Genomic DNA, 21,690 nt, shown 5'->3' with positions numbered 1-21,690 from the left:
CCCCAACTGAAAAACCCGCCAATCCCGCCTGATCTATCGCCGCCAGCGATCAACCCAGCGGCTGCATATCGCCCTTTGGAATGACCACTCAAAGGCTCTGCAACAACCCTTTCCCAAGCGTGAATCCACCTGTCGGAAACCCCTTAAATCAATGTGCCATTAGCCTTCCATTTCCAACCGCGCTGCTTAACTGCAAAGGCTGCTGAACACAGCAGCCCCCTCAACACCCATGGAAGGCACACGCCATGAGCAACGCATCTCAACACACGATTCCACCCTACGGGGTGGCCATTCAGTCGGCGATCTCCGAAGGCAAACTGCCACAGATGAAAGCCCTGCTGGCCACGCGCGATCCGAAAAAATCCGAAGCCAAGGATCTGCGCAGCGCCTACGAACAGCTGGCCAAGGAAGTCGCCCGCCTGGAACACCACTAATCGCTGTTCCCCTGTCACGAATGGAGGCAAAGCAAATGTCCGGTTCCAACTCGCACGCCGAAGGCCTGTTCCCCCTGAGCTACCGCATCGGTACGTCCCAGCCCGGGGCCCCAGCCCTGATCCTCAACCTGCTGGTGTACTCCCCGGAGCACAGCGTACGCGGCACCTCATCGATCACCCAGGCAGTCAACCCACCCCTGGACCTGCACAGTGATGTCTGGGGCCAGTACACCTACATGACAGTCATGTCCCCCACGTCCAGCAAGATCCTCATCACCGCCCAGGGCAATCAGGGCGGACCTGGTTCCAACTCCATCATCAACTTCAAGCTGCACCTGGTGGTCGGCGACAACTGGAAGGAAGGCATCGCCAACTACCAGTACTTCAACGGCCACAGCTGGGTTTCAGTGAACCAGGTGCCGGCTCATCTGCAGGAAACCGTGCAGTCCAGCACGCTGTCGACGCCAGACCTGCAAGGCAGGAACAGCGCCGTACAGACCACCAGCGCCGCGCTGTATGGCGGGCCGATTCACGGGGCCATCGCCAGCGGCGACCTGGCGCAGATGAAAAGCCTGCATCGGGTAGCCACCCAGCAGCTGGAACAACTGCCGCTGATCCGCACGGCACTGGATTCGGCCAAGGCCGAGATCAGCCGGCAGGAACGACGCTGATACCGGTGGTCCAGCGAACCTGATGTCTTCCATAGATAAGGAGTTGCAGCATGACAATTGGACTGTTCCACACCCGTATCATCGTCGCCAACCCGGTCATCGGGGCCCCCGTACTGACCCTCGACTTGCTGGTCGACACACCGAAGAAACGCGTCAGCGGCGTCGCCCGGATCACCCAGAGCACCTCGCCACCGGTGCACTTCCACGCGGATGTCTGGGGCGACTATTCCCAGGTCAAACTGGACCCTTCCAGCGAGGGACACATCATCCTCAACCTCGCGGGCAACCCCGTTGGCCCCACCAGCCACATCGTCGAGACCTTTCATCTGCAGGGCATCCTCGGCCTCGACTGGGCCAGCGGCTTTGCCAGCTATCGGTATCAGTACCTGGGCCACTGGCATGTGGTGCAACACGCCGCCGTGAGCCAGGCACCGGTGGACCAGCAGTCCGCCGAGCGAGCCCCTCAGGCCAACCAGCCGAACCTGCATCCCCATCCGCTGTATGCCGTGGCGTTGCAGGAAGCCCAGAGCAGCGGCGATCTGGCGCGGCTCAAGGCCTTGGTGGCCCAAGGCGAAAAGCAACTGGCCAACAGTGAAAACCTGAGCCAGGCGGTGCAGCAGTTGCAGGCAGAAATCAGCCGCCTGGAACGGCGCTGAGTCCAGGCACTCGGGGCCGGCCGATCATCGCCGGCCCCGGGTCCCGCTGTACCTATCGCGCCATTGCCGCTCAAGGAAGGCGCGCCTATTTCGATGGGTTGGTGCCGCGTACCGCTGGGTACGCAAGGATCTTTCATGTCAGACCGTCTCCCCGCCCGCTACCTCAGCGAAACCGACCTCAAGCGCTATGTGCCGGTGCACGTGGTCTGGGAAATCACCCTAGCCTGCGACCTCAAGTGCCTGCATTGCGGCTCCCGCGCCGGGCATCGACGTCCCGGTGAACTGAGCACCCAGGAATGCCTCTCGGTGATCGATTCCATCGCCGCCCTGGGCACCCGGGAAGTCACCCTGATCGGTGGCGAAGCCTATTTGCGCAAGGACTGGACCCGACTGATCCAGGCCATCCACGACCACGGCATGTACGTAGCGATCCAGACCGGCGGGCGCAACCTGACCCCGGCCAAGATGCAAGCCGCGGTGGACGCCGGGCTCGACGGTGTCGGCGTGTCCCTGGACGGCCTGGCGCCGCTGCATGACGCGGTGCGCAACGTCCCCGGCTCCTTCGACAAAGCCCTGGACACCCTGCGCCGGGCCAACCAGGCGGGGCTCAAGGTCAGCGTCAACACGCAGATCGGCGCCGCCACCCTGCCCGACCTGCCGGCCCTGATGGACTTGATCATCGACGCCGGCGCCCGCCACTGGCAGATCCAGTTGACGGTGGCCATGGGCAACGCCGTGGATCACCCCGAACTGCTGATGCAGCCCTATCAACTGCTGGAAGTGATGCCGCTGCTGGCGCGCCTGTACCGCGAAGGCAACGAGCGCGGGCTGCTGATGAACATCGGCAACAACATCGGCTACTACGGCCCCTACGAGCACATGTGGCGCGGCTTCGGCGACGACCGCGTGCACTGGAGCGGCTGCGCCGCCGGGCAAACGGTGCTGGCCCTGGAGGCCGACGGCACGGTCAAGGGCTGCCCGTCCCTGGCCACCGTGGGTTTCTCCGGCGGCAACGTGCGCAACATGAGCCTGCACGACATCTGGCACTACAGCGAAGGCATCCATTTCGGCCGCCTGCGCTCGGTGGATGACCTCTGGGGCTACTGCCGTACCTGCTATTACAACGACGTCTGCCGCGGCGGCTGCACCTGGACCTCGCACTCGTTGCTGGGCAAGCCGGGAAACAACCCCTACTGCCATTACCGGACCCTGGACCTGCAGAAAAAGGGCCTGCGCGAACGCATCGTCAAGCTTGAAGAGGCCGGCCCGGCGTCCTTCTCCGTGGGCCGCTTCGACCTGATCACCGAACGCATCGACACCGGTGAAGCGGTGTCCAGCGTCAGTGACAGCGGCCAGGTGATCAAGCTGGCCTGGGTCAACCAGGGCCACGCCTCTCCCGCCGAAGGCCGTATCCCGCCGCGCCTGGCCCTGTGCCGCAGTTGCCTGGAGTACATCCATGCCCATGAGAGCACCTGCCCGCACTGCAGCGCCGACGTCGCCGCAGCCGAAGCCCGGCACCAGGAGGACCGGCTGCGCCAGCAATCGCTGATCAACACCCTGCACCACCTGCTCGGCTTGCCCCAGGACCAGCCGCACCTGTAGTCGCGCCCTACCCCAGCCGCGCCACAGGTTCGGTGCGGCTGGGTCTAAGCGTTGTTCAGGTCATGGAAAAAGCGTCTAAGAAACCCCTCCCGCTCAAGGCTGATTGGGGCTTTGCTATGGACAGTCTTCCGGCGGGCCCTGGCGCCCGCCGGTTGTTCCTGGGCAATGCCCGACCTGATGCCTGCACGCGGGAGTACAGCATGAAAATCAACCCCTACCTGATCTTCAACGGCGACTGCAAAGCTGCCTTCACCTTCTATGCCCAGTGCCTGCAGGGCCAGATCGAAATGCTCATGAGCTTCGGTGAAAGCCCGGCCCGGGAGCAGATTCCCGCCCACTGCCATGACCGGGTGATGCACACCCGGCTGAGCGTCGGCGACCAGGTGATCATGGGCTCGGACACCACCCCGGACCGTCCTACTCAAGGCTTTCACGGTTGCTCGGTGTCGCTGAACGTCAGCAGCGCCAGCGAGGCCGAACGGGTGTTCGCCGCCCTGGCGGACCAGGGCAGCATTCAGATGCCCCTGGAAGCGACCTTCTGGGCCGAGCGTTTCGGCATGCTGGTGGATCGTTTCGGCGTGCCGTGGATGGTCAACTGCGAAAAAACCCAATAATCAACCGCGCCTCGGGCAACCCACCGGGGCTTCACTGCCGGGTGCTCCGCAACGGAGCACCGCGCTGATTCCATTGCGAACAGCAGATTTTTCGGCACTTCATCAAACCGCCACCAGAACCCTGTACTAGGATACGAGGCGACCCTTTGTCGATCTGCGTAAATTGGAGGTAAATCAACACCCACCCAAACTCGTTGCTATAAAGACAGTCCTTCCACACCTTCACATTCATGGATGAAATGATGAACTCACAAGTACTGTTTCCACACATTGGCAAGGTCATCGCCAGCACCGGCAGCCGCAGCTTTCCGCGCATGCTGCACGACCTGATACTCACCCAAGTGGCGGTGGATGCCACCCATATCACCCAACTGCGGGTGAACCCGGAACACCCAGTGAGCAGCACTGGCCAGACACAGATGCAGACCCGGCATCCGCTGTACAGCGATGTCCACAACGGTGACGATCCGCTGCTGCGTGCGGCCTTTCCCGAGCCCTGCGCCGCGCCGCTACCCCGCTCTCGTCGAGACAGCGAGGACCCCGCGCAATTGCACCTGACCGGCCGCAAGGACTCCTACCACTACGTGCTCTCGGTGTACCGCAGCAGCCAGGCGCAAAGCTTCTCCCCCCAGGAACGCCTGCTGCTCGAGGACATCTCGCCACTGCTGCTGCCGATGGTGGAGAAACACATCAGCGCCCTGCAACCGCGCGGCGACTCGCCGGAACAGGAATGCGCCGCCATCGAGGGCCTGGAAACCCTGCGCCTGCGCTTTGCCGACCGCTTGGCGCAGTCCGGGTTGCGCCTGTCCAACCGCGAGATGGAAGTGTGTGTCGGGCTGCTGGCCGGACGCACTGCGCCGCAGCTGGCCGAGCAGTTCGAGCTCAAGGTCAACACCGTGGAGAGCTACCTGAAACGCGCCGCGATCAAGCTCGGCATCAGTGGCCGGCATTCGCTGCTGCGCTGGATGTATTCCCCGCAAGAGGCCTCGGACACCCCGGCCGGCAACTTGCCGACCTGATGCCCTGCGCGGCGTTCAAGCACTAACCCCTACCCCGCCGGCCCTCAGTGCCGGCGGTCTGCTTCTGCTCATGGCTTTCTGTCCGGGCTCAATCCCGGGCCAGGGCTTCGATCGGGTCCAGTCGCGCGGCATTGCGCGCCGGCACAAAACCGAAGACGATGCCGATCAGGGTCGAACAGGCGAACGCAGTGATGATCGAGCCCATGGAGAACACCATTTCCCACTCCTTGATAAACAAGGTGAACAGGTAGCCGATGCTGAAGGACAGGGCGATGCCGATGGCCCCGCCGATCAGGCAGACCATCACCGCCTCGACCAGGAACTGCTGGCGGATGTCCGACTGCCGCGCCCCCACCGCCATGCGGATGCCGATCTCCCGGGTGCGTTCGGTGACCGACACCAGCATGATGTTCATCACCCCGATGCCGCCCACCACCAGGGAAATCACCGCGATCAGCGACAGCAGCAGGGCCAGCGAACGGCTGGTGCGCTGCACCGTCTGCATGATGCTGTCGAGGTTGTTGGTGAAGAAGTCCTTGGTGCCGTGGCGCTGCGTCATCAGTTTCTGCACGTGCTCTTCCACCACCTTGCTCGGCTGGCCGTCCTTGATCCGCACGCTGATGCTGTCCAGGTGACGCTGGCCGAGCACCCGCCCGGCGGCGGTTTCATAGGGCAGCCAGACGTTCAGCAGGTTGCTGGCGGCGAACATGTTCTTGTTCTCCCGGGTCACGCCGATCACCGTGCACGGCAGGTTGCCCACCAGAATCACCTGCCCCAGGGGGTCGACGTCCGGGCCGAACAGGCGGTTGCGGGTGTTGTGGTCGATCACCACCACCTGGGCCTGGCGCCGGGCATCGTTCTCGCTGAAGGCAATACCGGCCGCCAGCTTGATGTCGCGCACCTGGAAGTACAGGTGGCTGACGCCGTTGACCGTGGCATTGAGGTCGATGTTGCCGTAGCGCAGCAACAGGTTGCGGCCGACCATCGGCGTGGCGCTGTCGACGTAGTACAGCTGGTTCAGGGCTACCACGTCGGCGGGCATCAGGGTCTGGATCGCCGCGGCCCGGCTGTCGCCGAAACTGGCCCCGGGAAAGATGTCGATGGTGTTGCTGCCAATGGCCTGGATGTCCTTGAGCACGTAGCGCTTGGCGCCCTCGCCGATGGCCACGATGGACACCACCGAGGTGATGCCGATGACAATCCCGAGCATGGTCAGCAAGGTGCGCATGCGGTGGGAAATCAGCGCCACCCAGGCCATCACGAAGGCTTCCTTGAACAGCCCCAGGCTGGCCACCAGGCGCCGCGCACCGGCCGGCCGCGCGGTCACCGGCGGCTCGCTCGGCGCCTCGTCGGCGGGGCGCTGGTTGGCCTGGTCGCTGACGATCTCGCCGTCGCGCACTTCGATGATGCGCTCGGCGTTGGCCGCCACCTTGGGGTCGTGGGTGACGATGATCACCGTGTGCCCGGCGGCATGCAGTTCCTGGAGGATGCGCATCACCTCCTTGCCGCTGCTGGTGTCCAGGGCCCCGGTGGGTTCGTCGGCGAGGATCACCTCGCCACCGTTCATCAGCGCCCGGGCGATGCTCACCCGCTGCTGCTGGCCGCCGGACAGCTGGTTGGGCCGATGGTCCAGGTGCCCGGACAGGCCCAGGCGCGCCAGCAGCTCCCGGGCCCGCTGGTGACGCTTGCTCTCCGGGGTGCCGGCATAGATCGCCGGCATCTCGACGTTGTGCATGGCGTTCAGGTGCGGCAGCAAGTGGTAGCGCTGGAAGATGAAGCCGAAATAATCCCGGCGCAGTTCCGCCAGGGCCTGATCGTCGAGGTCACGGGTTTCCCGGCCGTTGACCTGGTAGCTGCCGGCGGTGGCGTAGTCGAGGCAGCCGAGGATGTTCATCAGGGTCGACTTGCCTGAACCCGAGGCCCCGGTGATCGCCACCATTTCCCCGGCCTGGATGCTCAGATTGATGTTTTTCAGGGCCAGGAACTCGCGGTCCCCGGCGGTGAAGCTGCGGCTGATGCCAGTGAGCTGCAACAGGGGCTGGCTCATGCTCAGGCCCCTGCCGTGCCGGGCGCCGGATCACCGATCACCACCTTGTCGCCCTCCACCAGGCCGTCCTTGATCTGCACCTTGACGTTGTTGTTGATCCCGGTGCTGACGTTGCGCGCCTGGGCATGGCCCTTGGCGTCCAGCACCCGCACCGCGAAGCTGCCGTCGGCATTGCGCGGGCCGAGGGCGGCCACCGGCACCATCAGCACGTCCTTGGCAGTATCGAGGACGATGCGCACCTGGGCGGTCATGGCAATGCGCAGCCGATGGTCCGGATTGGGCACATCGAACAGCGCGTTGTAGAACACCGCAGTGTTCTGCTTGGGGGTGCCGGCGGTCTGGGTTTCGAGAAAGTTCTGCGGCGCCGGCTCGGTGCCGCGCAGCTGGGCGTAGTAGCGCTTCTCGGCCTCGCCGAGGATGGTGAAATACACCTGCTGGCCGGGGGCGATGTGGATCACGTCGGCTTCCGAGACCTGGGCCTTGACGGTCATGGTGTCCAGGTCCGCCAGCTTCAGCAGGATCGGCGCCAGCTGATTGGCGATCACTGTCTGGCCTTCCTGGGTCACCACCCCCACCACGTCGCCGTCGATCGGCGCGATGATGCGGGTGTAGGCCAGGTTGACCTTGGCGGTGTCGATCTGGATGTGCGCGCTCTTGATCTGCGCATCCAGGGACAACAGGTTGGCCCGCTGCACCCCATAGTTGGACTCGGCGGTTTCAAAGTCCTGCTGGGAAATCGACGCGTCCGACTGCAGGTCGCGGTAGCGCTCGTAGATCGCCTTGGTTTCCTTGAGCTGGGCGGCGGTGGCCTGGCGCTTGGCTTGCAGGTTCTCCTCATCCACCTGGGCCTGGCGCAGGGTGTTCTGCAACACCAGGGGATCGATTTCCGCCAGCCACTGGCCCTTTTTCACCTTGTCGCCGACCTTGACCTTGAGCGACTTCAATTGCCCCGACACCTGGGCACCGACGTCCACCTGCTTGATGCCCTCCAACAGGCCTGCGGCCAGGACCGCGTTCTCGATATCCCCTCGTTCGACCTTGGCGGTCAGGTACAGCGGCGGCTCTGCCGGGGCCTGCACCGTATAGAAAATCAATCCGGCCACAACCACCAGCAACAGCCCCATACCGATTTTGCGAAACTTCGACTTTTCCATAGATGACCACAAGTCCGTTGAGAGCGGGCTCCACCGGCCAGCGGCGAGCCCCCTTGCAGAACACCGTGCTGCCGTAGTGAGCGGTGTTCCAGATGAGTGAAATCTGTTGTTCAGCCAACGGCGGGCACCCTGCCCGCCGCCGTGCCGGCTGCGCCGCAACTCATGACACCACCTCCCCCCGGGCCAGCGACAGACCGTCGTGCCACCAGGCTGCCAAGTGGTAGACGTTGGGCGCCTTGAGCAGGCTGAAGTGGTTGCCCGGGCCGTACCAGACTTGCAGGTCCGTCCCTTGCCGACGCCAACCGTGGATCATTGCCTGCTGCTCGCGGCGATTGCCGGCAGCGTCCAGGCTCGGGTCGTCCGCCAGCACCAGGCGCACCGGGCCCTGGTAGCTTCGCTGCGGCTGGTAACGGGTGCGCAGCGCGGTGGCGAAGGTCCGCGCCGGGCCGTGCAGTGCCCGAGGGTCGGCGCGCCGAGACAGCAGGCCGACCCGCACCATGCCGGCGTGCAGCAGCTGCATCTGCATGCTGTGGTCCTCGGCGGCAAACAGCTCGGGGTCGATGCCCATGCTCTGGCCCGACGCCAGCTGCATGGACTCGATCAGCCACCACAGGGCCGCCGAGGTGGTGTAGGGCCGTCCCACCACGCCATTGCCCCCCGGGGCTTCGCTATCGATCAGGGTCAGGGAGGCCACCTCGCGGCCGGCGGCCTGCAGCATCCCGGCCATCTCGAACGCCACCCAGCCACCGAAGGAATGGCCGATCAGATGCAACGGCCCTGCCGGATACTCCGCCTCGATAGCCTGCAGGTAATGCTCGGCCGCCACCTCCACCTGGCCGTGGGGCACGCCGTGGCCGTCCAGGCCCCGGGCCTGCAGCCCGAGAATCGGCCAGTCCGCCCCCAGGGCCTCGGTCAGGCCGATAAAACCGGTGACGCTGTCGCCGGCCCCCGGCACACAGAAGATCGGCGTCTGCCCGGCGTTGCCGCTCTGGATCCGCAGCAACGGCTGATGCGCTGCCTGGCTGGCCAGCACCCTGCTGCGGGCAGCCTGAGCCTGGGCGATGGCGCGGCTCATGGCCTGGCCGAGGTCACGGATGTGCGGCGCCTTCATCATGCTCAGGTGATCCCCGGGCACGCTGACACAGTGCAGGCGTTCCGCGCCCAGCACCTCGCCCCAGCCCAGGGTCGGACTGCGCCGGGACAGCTCGGTGGGCCGCTCGGCAGCGCAGAACAGATGCACCGGCATGGCCAGTGGATGCAGGCAGTAATGGGCCAGCGCGTGACCGTGGGCCACCTCGCGATCCAGGTAATGCCACAGTGCCTCGGGCGCGGCCGCCGCCAGTTGTTCAAACAGCAGGCCCTGCTCCCGGCAGTGTTGCAGCAGGCCGGCAAAGTCGACGCTGTCGAGGTCCTGGCGCAGTTGTTCCAGGGCCTTCAGCGGCTGCACTCCAGCGGCGCCCTGGGCGCTCCAGAAGGCATGGCATTGCAACAGCAGGTGCTGCTTCTGGGCATGGGCCCCGGACCAGCGCGCCTTGCCCTGGTCGGTCAGGCGCGGCACATAGCTGTCGATCAAACCGAGGAATTCCACCTCCTGGTCCAGCCCCAGCAACTGCTGGGCGATCTCATAGGCCAGCACCCCACCGAAGGACCAGCCGGCCAGGCGATATGGCCCTTGCGGCTGTACCCCGCGCAGCACTTCCAGCAAGCGCGTGGCCAGGCACTCCAGGGTGCGCAACTGCGGCTGCCCGATGGCCACGCCCGGCAGGCCGTAGATCGGGAAATCCCCCTCCAGGTGTTGCCCCAGCGCCGGGAAGTACACATCCAGCCCGGTGAATTCATGCACCAGGAACAGCGGCGGCTGGGTGCCGCCGCTGCGCACCGGAATCAGCTCCAGCGCCCGCTCCGGTGCCGCTGTGCGCTCACTCAGCAAGCGCGCCATGGCGGCCACGCTGGCGTGCTGGAACAACTCCGCCAGGCTCACGACGAACCCGGCCTGCTGCAGCCGGTTGACCAGTTGGATCGCCAGCAGCGAGTGCCCGCCGCGCTCGAAGAAATGCTCGTGGCGCCCCACCTGCGCAAGCTTCAGGACTTCGGCCCAGTGCTGCGCCAGGGTCTGCTCCAGGGCATTCTCCGGGGCTTCGAAGGCCGCAGTGATCTGCGCCTCCAGGGTCGGCAACGGCAGGGCCTTGCGGTCCAGCTTGCCGTTGTTGGTCAGGGGCAATGCCTGCAATTGCACATAGGCCAGGGGCACCATGTACTCCGGCAACTGGGCTTGCAGATGGCCGCGTAACTGCTCGATGGCCGGCGGCGCCAGGTCCGGGTGCACGGTGTAGTAGGCCACCAGGTGCTTGTCCCCGGGCGCGTCTTCACGCACCAGGACCACCGCGTCGCGCAACCCGGGGAAGCTCGCCAGGCGTGCTTCGATTTCCCCCGGCTCGATGCGGAAACCACGGATCTTCACCTGCTCGTCATTGCGCCCGATGCATTCCAGCAGGCCGTTTTCCAACCAACGGCCGAGGTCTCCGGTGCGGTACATCAAGGCCTCGGGCTCAGCGCTGAACGGGTCGGCAAGGAACTTCTCGGCCGTCAGTTCGGGGCGCTTCAGGTAACCCTTGGCCACGCCCTGGCCGCCGATGTAGAGCTCCCCCACCACGCCGATGGGCAGCAGTTGGCCCTGGGCGTCCAGGACATACACGCAGGTATTGGACAGCGGCCGGCCAATCGGCACGCTGTCGGCCTCCGCGGCCAGTTCCCGGGGTTCATGGGTGACCGCGAAGGTGGTGGTTTCCGTCGGCCCGTAGCCATTCACCAGGCGCAGGTACGGGGCCTGTGCCTGCATCCGCCGGAACGCGCTCGGGTCGGCCCGCTCGCCACCGCAAAGGAGCATCCGCAAGCCTTTGAGGGCCTGGGGAATCAGTTGCACATACTGGTTGAACAGGCTGGTGGTGAGGAACAGCAGCGTGGCCCCGGAAGCCGTCAGCAAGTGGCCGAAGGCCTCGGGGTCGAGCAGGGTCGCATGGTCCACCACGACGACCCGGCCACCGTTGAGCAACGGCCCCCAGACGTCCATGGTGCTGGCGTCGAAGGCCGGATTGGAGGCAAAGGCGACCCGGTCCGCAGGGTTGAAGTCGGCGTAGCCGTTGTTGATCACCAGCCGGGTGATGGCCCGGTGCGGCACCAGCACGCCCTTGGGCATACCGGTGGAACCCGAGGTGTACATGATGTAGGCCACCGCCTCGGATGACTGCGCAAGGCCCGGGTTGTGGCCCGGCAACCGGTCGAGCCGCAGCCGGTCCAGATCGACCCGCGTGGCCGCGACGTCCAGCGGCTGTCCACGGTGGCTGAGCACGACCACCGCCTGACAGTCCTCGACCATGAAGCTCAGGCGCTCGGCCGGCGCGTTGATGTCCAGCGGCACATAGGCCGCGGCACACTTGCAGATGGCCAACTGGCCCAGCAGCAGGTCCAGGGAGCGTGGCAACAACAGCGCCACAGTGTCCCCAGGCTGCACGCCGAGCCCCAGCAGGTGATGGGCCAGCTGGTTGGCCCGGGTATTGAGCTGGGCGTAGCTCAACGCCTGCTCGCCATGCACCGCGGCCACTTGCTGCGGATGCGCCAGCACCTGCTCCTCGAAGCGCTGCTGCAGGGTCTGCTGGCGTGGGTAGTCGCGCGCGGTGGCGTTGAAGGTCACCAGCAGCTGTTGGCGCTCGGCCGCCGGCAGCACCGGGACTTGCCCAATGGCCCGCTGCGGATCCTGCTCCAGCGCCAGCAACAGGTTCTCCAGGGTGCAGTGCAAGTAATCGCAAATGCGTCGGGCATCGATCCCGGCGGCCACGGCGGTGAGCATGAAGCCGTCCCCCAGGTCGTCGATGCTCAGGGTCAGCGGGTAGTTGCTGCGCTCCTCGGCGTTGAGCAATTGCATGCCCGCCCAGGCCTCGCCTGCCGCCGCGGAATGGGCCGCCGACGGCGCGCTGTGGCGGTAGTTGAGCAGGCTGCTGAACAACGGCGTGCCCGGTTCCACCGCGCTGCAACGTTGCACCAGGGCCAGGGGCGCCTGTTCATGACCGAGCAACTGCGCCAGGCGTTCATGGGTGGCCAGCAGTGCACTGCGCACCGGCAGGTCCCCCAGGTCGACCCGTAGCGGCAAGGTGTTGATGAACACCCCCAGGGCCCGCTCGGCGCCCTCGCCGCCCTGCATCCGCCCCAGCAGCACAGTGCCGAACACCACCTGCTGCTGCGCCGCCAGGCTGCCCAGGACCCGGCCCCAGGCCAGGTGCATCAGGCTCGCGGCGCTGACCCCCAGTTGCCGCGCCTGCAAGCGCAGGCGCCGGCTCAGCAGGCGGTCCAGGGGCTGGCGCGCTTCGCTGAGTTCGGCGCTGCCCCCCGGCACTTCCTGCAGGCCCAGGGGCAGGGTCGGCTGATCAATGTCGCCGAGCATCTGGCGGAAGAAGGCTTCGTGCTCCGCCTCGCCGATCCCCAGGCGCGCCTGGGCCACGTAGTTGCGGTACGGCACCGCGTCCCCCAGGCGCTGGTGCTGGCCAAGAAGGAAGGCCTGCAGTTCGTGCTGCAGCACCTCCAGGGCCACGTGGTCCATCACCAGGTGATGGAACAGCAACAGCGCCACCAGCCGCTGGTTGACCGGGTCCCGAGCGTACACCAGCCGCAGCAGGGGCGCCTGGGCGATGTCCAGGCGGTAGCGGCGGCTGTCGAAGCGCGCCTGCAACTGGCCCAGGATGTCACCTTGGTCAGCGTTCAGGGCGATCTCATCGGCCGCCAGCGGCGCCTTGCGCCAGACCACTTGCAGCGGCTCTTCGAGGCCTTCCCAGAGCACTGCGCTGCGCAGGATGTCGTTGCGTTCGATCACCCCCTGCAAGGCTCGGGCAAACGCTTGCAGGCGCTCGCTGCTGTCGAAGGCGAACTGCGCCTGCAGCACATAGGGATCACCCTGGCTTGCCGCCAAATGGTGATAGAGGATCCCGGCCTGCAGAGGCGCCAGCGGGTAGATGTCCTGGACATTCGCGGTGCCGCCGGGAACCGTGGCCACCACCCGGTCGATGGCCGCCTGGTCCAGCGCCAGCAACGGCAGCATCGGCGGGGTGATGCGTGGGCAATCGCGGAAGATCAGGTTGGCCGGCACCGCCACTTCCCGGCCCCGACCCACGGCCGCGGCCAGGGCCGCCAGGGTCGGCTGGCCGAACAGCACCCGCACATCCGCCGACAGCCCGGCCCGGCGCATGCGACCAATCAGGCTCACCGCCAGCAGCGAATGCCCGCCGAGTTCGAAGAAGTGATCGTGGCGCCCGACTCGCTCGACCTTGAGCAACTCGGCCCAGAGCTGCGCCAGGAGGATTTCCACCTCGCCGACCGGCGCCTGGTACTCGCGCACCGTGGCCGCGGCCAGCCCCGGGGCCGGCAGCGCCTTGCGCTCCAGCTTGCCGTTGGGGCTCAGGGGCAAGGCCTCCAGGTGCACGAACAGCGCCGGCACCATGTAGTCCGGCAGGTGCTCCAGCAGCGCCAGCCGCAGTTGCTCCACCGCCAGAGGCGGGTGCCCGTCGCCAGTGGTGTAGTAGGCCACCAGGCGCTGATCGCCGGGCACGTCTTCGCGGGCCAGCACCACCGCCTCCTTGACCCCGGCCAACTGGGTCAGGCGGGCCTGGATTTCCCCCAGTTCGATGCGCAGGCCACGGATCTTCACCTGATCGTCATTGCGCCCCAGGTACTCGAGGGTGCCGTCGACGAGGTAGCACCCGAGGTCGCCGGTGCGGTACATCCGCCCCCCGGACACAGGGCTGAACGGGTCCTCGAGGAAGCGTTCGGCGGTCAGTTGCTCGCGGTTCAGGTAACCCCGGGCCACTTGCACCCCGCCGATGTACAGCTCGCCCACCACGCCCCGGGGCACCGGCTGCATCTGGCCGTCCAGCAGGTACATCCGGGTGTTGGCGATCGGCTTGCCGATCGGCGTGTTGTCCGCGGTCTGCGCCAGCGGGCCGGCGCAATCCCAGGCGGTGACGTCCACTGCGGCTTCGGTGGGGCCGTAGAGGTTGTGCAGCGCGGTGCTCGGCAGTTGCTGCTTGAAGCGTCGCACCAGGCTGCCCGGCAGCGCCTCGCCGCTGCACATCACCTGGCGCAGGCCGGCGCAGTCACGGGTATCGCCATAGGCCAGGAACACGTCGAGCATCGACGGCACGAAGTGCAAGGTCGTGATGCCTTCGCGCTGGATCAGCTCACGCAGATAGGCCGGGTCCTTGTGCCCGTCCGGGCGCGCCATCACCAGCCGCGCGCCGGTGAACAGCGGCCAGAAGAACTCCCACACCGACACGTCGAAGCTGAACGGGGTCTTCTGCAACACTGCGTCGGCGGCCGTCAGCCGGTACTGCTCCTGCATCCACAGCAAGCGGTTGACCACCGCCCGGTGTTCGTTCATCACGCCCTTGGGCTGGCCGGTGGAACCGGAGGTGTAGATCACGTAGGCCAGGTGACTCGGGCTCAGCTCGGCGAGCTGCGGATTGACCGGTGGCTGGTGATTCCAGAGCGGTTGCTCGAGGTCCACCAAAGGCAGCGCCAGCGAACCCAGCAGCTCGCGGCTAGCGCCCTGGACCAGCACTGCCAGGGGTGCGCTGTCCTGCAACATGTAGGCGATGCGTTCCCGCGGATAGGCCGGGTCGATGGGCACGTAGGCGCCGCCGGCCTTGAGGATCGCCAGCAGGCCGAGCACCATCGGCAACCCGCGCTCGACGCAGATCGCCACCCGGCTGTCCGGGCCCACCCCCAATTGCCGCAGGTGCCCGGCCAGTTGATTGGCCTGTTGATTGAGTTCGCGGTAACTCAGTTGTTGCTCACCCGCTTGCAGTGCCAGGGCTTCGGGGCTGCGCAACACCTGGGCCTCGAACAGCCCGTGCAGGGTCTGCTCCAGGGCATAGTCCCGGGTCGTGGCATTGAAGCCTTCCAGCAGTTGCTCGCGCTCTGCGCTATCGAGCAGCGGCAGTTGCTCCAGCAGCGCCTGATCGTCCGCCACCATGGCCTGCAACAACCGCTGCAGGTAACCGGCATAACGCTGGACGGTGGCTTCATCGAACAGCGCCGTGGCGAATTCCAGGCTGCCTTCGATGCGGTCCTGCACCTCGCCCAGGCTCAGGGACAGGTCGAACTTGGCGAAGTGGCTGGCCTCGTGGATGCCTTCCAGGCGCAGGTCGCCCAGCACCAACTCCGGGCCGTCGCCGCTCTGCCAGGTCAGCAGGGTCTGGAACAACGGGCTGTGGGACAGGCTGCGCAGCGGCCGCAGGATTTCCACCACCTGCTCGAATGGCAGGTGCTGATGGGCCTGGGCCTCCAGGGTCCGGGCCTTGACCTGGGCCAGCAGCGTTTCCACACGGGGCGCCGCGCCGAGGTCCAGGCGCAAGGCCAAGGTGTTGACGAACAGGCCGATCAGCCCTTCGACCTCGGCGCGCATGCGGTTGGCCACCGGGGTGCCGATCACTACTTCGGCCTGCCCCGAAAGACGCCCGAGCAACAGCCCCCAGGCCCCCAGCAGGGTCATGTACAAGGTGGTGCCGTGGCGCTGGCTCAAGGCCCGCAGGCCGGCGGTCAGTTGGCTGTCCAGGCGCACCTCGACGCTGCTGCCGGCGTAATCCTGCTGGGCCGGCCGTGGCCGGTCGGTGGGCAACATCAGCAACGGCGGCGCGCCGTCCAGGGCCTGGCGCCAGTACTGCGCCTGCTGCTCCAGTACCGCGCCGGACAACCAGCGTCGCTGCCAGTGGGCAAAGTCGCTGTACTGCACCGCCAGCGGCGGCAATGGGTCGGGCAGACCACGGCTGAAGGCGTGGTACAGCGCCACCAGTTCCCGGGTCAGCACGCCCATGGACCAGCCATCGCTGACGATGTGGTGCAAGGTCAGCAGCAACACATGGTGATCGTCGGCAAGGCGGATCAGCCGTCCGCGGATCAGCGGCCCGCGTTGCAGGTCGAACGGCGCCGAGGCTTCGCCCTGGACCAGGGCCTGCAAGGCTTGCTTGGCCTGGGGATGGCCGCGCAGGTTTTCCACCCGCAAATCGAGCCCGGCTTCCACCGGGGCGATCACCACCTCGGCTTCGTCAGCGTACTGGGCGAAGCGGCTGCGCAGGGTTTCATGGCGCGCGACGATGCGCTCCAGGGCCTGCAGCAGGGCGTCGCCGTCCAGCTGCCCGCGCAAGCGCAGGCCGATGGGAATGTTGTAGGCCGTGTTGGCCCCTTCCATCTGCGCCAGGAACCACAAGCGCTGCTGGGCGAAGGACAGCGGCAATGGCTGGCCCGCAGGGACCGGCAGCAGGTCCGGCAGGTCGCTGCGCGCGGAGCGCGCCAGGGCCTCGGCCACGGCGCTCAATTGGGCATTGGCGAACACGTCCCCCAGGGCCAGCTCCACCCCCAGGCGCTGACGCACCTGGGACAGCATGCGCATGGCCAGCAGCGAGTGGCCGCCGAGCTCGAAGAAGTGATCCTGACGCCCGACCCGCGGCAAGTGCAGCAACTCGCTCCAGATCTGCGCCAGGGCTACTTCGCTGGCGCCCTGGGGCGCCTCATAGTCCCGGGACAGCACGGCATCGAGCTGCGGCTGCGGCAGTGCCCGGCGATCCAGCTTGCCGTTGGCGGTCAGCGGCAGCGCCTGCAGGTGCACGTAGGCCGCCGGCACCATGTACTCGGGCAATTGCCCCAGCAACTGCGTCCGCAGTTCGGCCGGGGTCGGGATGGCGGTGCCGGACGCGGTGAAATAGGCCACCAGGCGGCTCTGTCCCGGCGAGTCTTCGCGCACCAGCAGCACTGCTTCCTTGATCCCCGGCAACCGGTTGAGGCAAGTCTCGATCTCGCCCAGCTCGATGCGCACGCCACGGATCTTCACCTGATCGTCGTTGCGCCCCAGGTACTCGATGCGCCCGTCCGCCAGCCAGCGGGCCAGGTCGCCGCTGCGGTACATGCGTGCGTCCGGATGATCGCCGAAGGGGTCCTTGAGGAAGCGTTCGGCGGTCAGTTCCGGGCGATTGAGGTAACCCCGGGCCACCCCGGCGCCGCCCACATACAGCTCGCCGGCAACCCCCAGGGGCACCGGCTTCTGCTGTTCATCCAGCAGGTAGATGCGCGCATTGGCGATGGGCCGGCCGATGTCCAACGGGCCTGCGGCCTCGATCACCCCGGAAGTGGCGACCACCGTGGCTTCGGTGGGGCCGTAGTTGTTGATCAGGACAAAGCTTTGCCCCTGGCTGAACTGGCGCAGGCGGTCGCCGCCGATCAACAGGGTGCGCAGGTGCGGATGACCGAGGCCCTGGCTGAAGGCGTACTCGGCCACCGGGGTCGGCAGGAAGCTCACATCCAGCGGCTGGGCCTGCCACCAGCGCAGCAGCTGGTCGATGTCCTGGTGGCTGACATTGGCCGGCGGCAGGTGCAGGGTCGCACCGCCGCACAGCGCCGGCCAGACCTCCCAGGCCATGGCATCGAAGCCGAACCCGGCGACGCTGGAGGTGTGCCGGCCCGGCCCCAGGTCGAAGGCCTGGCAGTGCCAGTCCACCAGGTTTGCCAGGCTGCCGTGCTCGACCATCACGCCCTTGGGCAGGCCGGTGGAACCGGAGGTATAGATCACATAGGCAAGGTTGCCGCTGGTCAATCCAGGCACCTGCGGATGGTCCAGCGGTTGCTGTTGCCAGCCGGGCCGGTCGAGATCGATCAAGGGCAATCCCGGGGTGCCGACGGCACGGCGGGTCGCGCCCTGTACCAGCAGCGCCAACGGTGCACTGTCCTGCAGCAGGTAGGCGATGCGTTCCTCGGGGTGGCTCGGGTCGATGGGCACATAGGCGCCACCGGCCTTGAGAATCGCCAACAGGCCGACGACCATCTGTGGGCCGCGCTCGACGCAGATCGCCACCCGGCTGTCCGGGCCGACACCGAGCTCGCGCAGGTAATGGGCCAGTTGATTGGCCTGGGCATCCAGCTCGCCATAGCTCAGGCGCTGTGTCCCGGACAGCACTGCAATAGCCTCGGGCTGCGCGGCGACCCGGGCGGCGAAACGCTGGTTCAGGGTCTGGCCCCGCGGGTAATCCACCGCACTGGCGTTGAAGTCTTCCAGCAACTGCCGGCGCTCGGCCGGCTCCAGCAATTGCACTCGGGCCAGGGCCTGCTGATCGTCCGCGACCATGGCCCGCAGCACCTGGACCAGGTAACCGGCAAAACGCTGCACGGTGCCGGCGTCGAACAGTGCGCTGGCGTAGTCCAGGGAACCACGGATCTGCCCCTGGCTCTCGCCCAGGCTCAGGGTCAAATCGAACTTGGCCACCTGGCTGGCGCCGGTCACGCCTTCCAGCTTGAGGTCACCCAGCACCAGGTCCTGGGCGAAGTTGTCGACCCAGGCCAGCACCGCCTGGAACAGCGGGCTGTGAGACAAGCTGCGCTGGGGCCGGACGATTTCCACCACCTGCTCGAACGGCAGGTCCTGGTGGGCCTGGGCCTCCAGGCTGCGGGCGCGAACCTGGGCCAGCAGCCCTGCGACGCTCTGCTCGCCGCTGACATCCAGGCGCAGGGCCAGGGTGTTGACGAACAGGCCGATCAGGCCTTCGACTTCGGCGCGCATGCGGTTGGCCACCGGGCTGCCGATCACCAGATCACTCTGCGCCGACAGCCGCCCCAGCAGCAGGGCCCAGCCCGCGAGCAAAGTCATGTACAGCGTGCAGCCATGGCGCTGGCTCAAGGTCTTGAGCTGGGCGGTCAATGGCGAGTCCAGGAAGATCGCCACACTGCCACCGGTAAAATCCTGCTGCTGCGGCCGGGGCCGATCGCTGGGCAACACCAGCAAGGTCGGGGCACCGGCCAGGGCCTGGCGCCAGTAGTCGCCCTGCTGTTGCAGCACCTCGCCGCTGAGCCAGCGCCGTTGCCACAAGGCAAAGTCGCTGTACTGCACGGCCAGCGGCGGCAACGGGTCGGCACGGCCCTGGCTGAAAGCCTCGTAGAGGGCCACCAGCTCGCGGGTCAGCACGCCCATGGACCAACCATCGGCGACGATGTGGTGCAGGGTCAGCAGCAACACGTGGTGGTCATCCGCCAAACGCAGCAAACGCCCGCGAATCACCGGTCCCTGCTCCAGGTCGAAGGCCTGGGCAGCCTCGGCCCGCACCCGTTCGGCCAAGGTCAGTGGCGCCTCGGCGAGGTCCTCGAACGCCAGTTGCAGGGCGCCGTCGATCGGCCCGATCAGCACCTGGGGTTGATCGTCAACAGAGACAAAGCGGCTGCGCAAGGTGGCGTGCCGGCTGACGATGCCGTGCAGCGCCTGTTGCAGCGCCGGGCGATCCAGTTGCCCGCGCAGGGCCAGGCCGATGGGAATGTTGTAGGCGCTGCCGGCGCCGTCGATCTGCGCCAGGAACCACAGGCGCTGCTGAGCAAAGGACAGCGGCAGGTCCTGGTCCTGCAGCGCCGGGAAGATCTCCGGCAACTGGCTGCGCCCGGCCCGGTCGAGCACCGCGGCCACGGCGCTCAACTCGGCATTGGCGAACAGCTCCCCCAGTGCCAGTTCCACCCCCAGGCGCTGACGCACCTGGGACACCATGCGCATGGCCAGCAATGAGTGGCCGCCCAGCTCGAAGAAGTGGTCATGGCGCCCAACCCGCGGCAGGTGCAGCACCTCGCACCAGATCGCCGCCAGGGTGGTTTCGGTCGGGCCTTGGGCGGCCTCGTACTCGCGGGTGAACAGCGCCGCCTGGTCCGGGGCCGGCAGCGCCTTGCGGTCGAGCTTGCCGTTGGCGGTCAGCGGCAAGGCGTCGAGCTTCACGTAGGCCACCGGCACCATGTAGTCCGGCAACTGCGCCAGCAAATGCCCGCGCAACTCGCTCAGCACCAGCGCGGGGTGTGCTTCGTGCTCGGTGAAATAGGCCACCAACCGTGGGTTGCCTGGCTGGTCTTCGCGAGCCAGTAGCACCGCTTCCTTGATCCCGGGAAACTGGTTGAGCCGGGTCTCGATTTCCCCCAGTTCGATGCGCACGCCACGGATCTTCACCTGGTCGTCATTGCGCCCCAGGTACTCGATGCGTCCGTCCGCCAGCCAGCGGGCCAGGTCGCCGCTGCGGTACATGCGCGCGCCGGGAGCAGCGCTGAAGGGGTCCTTGAGAAAGCGTTCAGCGGTCAGTTCCGGGCGATTGAGGTAACCCCGGGCCACCCCGACGCCGCCCACATACAACTCGCCAGCGACGCCAATGGGCACCGGGCGCTGCTGTTCATCCAACAGGTAGATCCGCGCATTGGCCACCGGCCGGCCGATGTCCAGCCCCTGCCCCGCCTCGATCAGGCCGGAGCTGGCGACCACCGTGGCTTCGGTGGGGCCGTAGTTGTTGATCAGGGCAAAGCTTTGCCCCTGGCTGAACTGGCGCAGGCGATCGCCGCCGATCAGCAGGGTGCTCAGGGTCGGATGGCCGCGGTCCTGGCTGAACGCGTACTCGGCCACCGGGGTCGGCAGGAAGCTCACGTCCAGGGGGTGGGCGCGCCACCAGGCGAGCAAGCCATCCACGTCTTCCGTGCCGTCATGGGCCGGCGCCAGGTGCAAGGTGGCGCCGACGCACAGGGCCGGCCAGACCTCCCAGGCCATGGCGTCGAAACCGAAACCGGCGAGACTCGAGGTCTGGCTACCGGCCTGCAGGTCAAAGGCCTGGCAATGCCAGTCCACCAGGTTGCACAGGCTCTGGTGCTCGACCATCACGCCCTTGGGCAGGCCAGTGGAACCGGAGGTGTAGATCACATAGGCCAGGTTGCCCGGGGTCAGCTCCGGCACCTCACTGGCGTCTACGGACAGCCCTTGCCAGAGGCGCTGATTGAGCTCGATCACCGGCACCGCCAGGGCAGGCAGGCGGCTCAGCAGATCGGCCTGGATCAGCACTGCCTGGGGCCCACTGTCGTCGAGCAAGTAGCGCAGGCGTTCGGCCGGATGGGCCGGGTCGATAGGCACATAGCAGGCCCCGGACTTGAGGATCGCCAACAGCCCCACCAGGGTTTCCAGGCTGCGCCGGGCGACGATCGCCACTCGGTCGTCAGGCTGCACCCCAAGCCCGCGCAACTGGCGGGCGAGCACATTGGCCTGCCGATCGAGTTCGCCATAGCTCAGGTCGCGGCCCTGATACCAGGCCGCCACCGCATTGGGGGTGCGTGCCGCCTGGGCCTGGATGCGCCCGTGCACGGTCTGGCCCCGCGGGTAGTCCGCCAGGCTGCGGTTGAAGCCGTCGAGCAGTTGCTCGCGCTCGGCCGGGGGCAGAATCGACAGTTGCTCCAGGGCCAATTGCGGGGTCTGCTCCAGGGCCTGGGCCAGGTTCTCCAGGGTGCACAGCAGGTAGCCGAGGATGCGCTGCGGGTCGACCTGGGTGCTGGCCAGCAGGGTCAGGCTGAAAGCGTCGCCGAGGTCGTCGACGCTCAGGGTCAGGGGGTAATTGGTGCGCTCCTCGGAGCTCAGGGTGCTGATGCCGGCCCAGGCCGCCTGGGCCTCGGCACTGGCCCCG

The 21,690-nt window shown here is 66.9% G+C and carries 9 protein-coding genes (1 of these 9 cut by a window edge); 6 read left to right on the top strand and 3 right to left on the bottom strand.

The window, feature by feature from the left end; all coding sequences use genetic code 11:
• The first annotated feature begins 245 nt into the window (after positions 1 to 245).
• The 6 genes from GV819_RS27815 to GV819_RS27790 all read left to right on the top strand — a co-directional run bounded on the left by GV819_RS27815 (position 246) and on the right by GV819_RS27790 (position 4,996).
• A complete protein-coding gene (locus GV819_RS27815; RefSeq protein WP_161759240.1) occupies positions 246 to 434 on the top strand; it encodes a DUF1843 domain-containing protein in 189 nt (62 codons plus the stop codon).
• 35 nt (positions 435 to 469) lie between these two features.
• Positions 470 to 1,105: a DUF1842 domain-containing protein gene (locus GV819_RS27810; protein WP_161759239.1), complete on the top strand. Its 636-nt coding sequence runs from the start codon at positions 470 to 472 to the stop codon at positions 1,103 to 1,105.
• A gap of 50 nt (positions 1,106 to 1,155) precedes the next feature.
• Entirely contained in the window at positions 1,156 to 1,761 is a 606-nt protein-coding gene (locus GV819_RS27805) for a DUF1842 domain-containing protein (protein ID WP_161759238.1), read from the top strand.
• A gap of 135 nt (positions 1,762 to 1,896) precedes the next feature.
• Entirely contained in the window at positions 1,897 to 3,363 is a 1,467-nt protein-coding gene (locus tag GV819_RS27800) for a GDL motif peptide-associated radical SAM/SPASM maturase (protein WP_161759237.1), read from the top strand.
• A gap of 200 nt (positions 3,364 to 3,563) precedes the next feature.
• Entirely contained in the window at positions 3,564 to 3,977 is a 414-nt protein-coding gene (locus GV819_RS27795; protein ID WP_161759236.1) for a VOC family protein, read from the top strand.
• A 242-nt stretch (positions 3,978 to 4,219) separates the two neighbouring features.
• The gene (locus tag GV819_RS27790; protein WP_161759235.1) at positions 4,220 to 4,996 is read left to right on the top strand and encodes a helix-turn-helix transcriptional regulator; all 777 of its coding nucleotides are present in this window, start codon (positions 4,220 to 4,222) and stop codon (positions 4,994 to 4,996) included.
• An 88-nt stretch (positions 4,997 to 5,084) separates the two neighbouring features.
• On the opposite strand, the gene GV819_RS27785 is transcribed toward GV819_RS27790, so the two are convergent.
• From GV819_RS27785 to GV819_RS27775, 3 genes are all read right to left on the bottom strand, one after another.
• Complete coding sequence (locus tag GV819_RS27785; RefSeq protein WP_161759234.1) at positions 5,085 to 7,043, bottom strand: MacB family efflux pump subunit; 1,959 nt, start codon at positions 7,041 to 7,043, stop codon at positions 5,085 to 5,087.
• A 2-nt stretch (positions 7,044 to 7,045) separates the two neighbouring features.
• Positions 7,046 to 8,197 (bottom strand): macrolide transporter subunit MacA, encoded by a 1,152-nt coding sequence (macA, locus tag GV819_RS27780; protein WP_161759233.1) that lies wholly within the window; start codon positions 8,195 to 8,197, stop codon positions 7,046 to 7,048.
• A 160-nt stretch (positions 8,198 to 8,357) separates the two neighbouring features.
• A protein-coding gene (locus GV819_RS27775; protein ID WP_161759232.1) for a non-ribosomal peptide synthetase crosses the window boundary here: on the bottom strand, positions 8,358 to 21,690 show its 3' portion. The gene runs 1,373 nt beyond the window's last position; only the last 13,333 of its 14,706 coding nucleotides appear in the window; its start codon lies off the right edge, out of view — the gene reads right to left on this strand; it ends in the stop codon at positions 8,358 to 8,360.

Source organism: Pseudomonas sp. Fl5BN2 (assembly GCF_009908205.1).
In the GTDB taxonomy this organism is placed as follows: domain Bacteria; phylum Pseudomonadota; class Gammaproteobacteria; order Pseudomonadales; family Pseudomonadaceae; genus Aquipseudomonas.
The sequence above is the reverse complement of the archived record's forward strand: the minus strand, read 5'-3'. Positions and strand labels throughout refer to the sequence as shown.

Bases quoted from the DNA above. Each gene is read 5' to 3' on its own strand.
- GV819_RS27815 (WP_161759240.1), top strand. From the start codon at position 246: ATGAGCAACGCATCTCAACACACGATTCCACCCTACGGGGTGGCCATT.
- GV819_RS27810 (WP_161759239.1), top strand. From the start codon at position 470: ATGTCCGGTTCCAACTCGCACGCCGAAGGCCTGTTCCCCCTGAGCTAC.
- GV819_RS27805 (WP_161759238.1), top strand. From the start codon at position 1,156: ATGACAATTGGACTGTTCCACACCCGTATCATCGTCGCCAACCCGGTC.
- GV819_RS27800 (WP_161759237.1), top strand. From the start codon at position 1,897: ATGTCAGACCGTCTCCCCGCCCGCTACCTCAGCGAAACCGACCTCAAG.
- GV819_RS27795 (WP_161759236.1), top strand. From the start codon at position 3,564: ATGAAAATCAACCCCTACCTGATCTTCAACGGCGACTGCAAAGCTGCC.
- GV819_RS27790 (WP_161759235.1), top strand. From the start codon at position 4,220: ATGAACTCACAAGTACTGTTTCCACACATTGGCAAGGTCATCGCCAGC.
- GV819_RS27785 (WP_161759234.1), bottom strand. From the start codon at position 7,043: ATGAGCCAGCCCCTGTTGCAGCTCACTGGCATCAGCCGCAGCTTCACC.
- macA (WP_161759233.1), bottom strand. From the start codon at position 8,197: ATGGAAAAGTCGAAGTTTCGCAAAATCGGTATGGGGCTGTTGCTGGTG.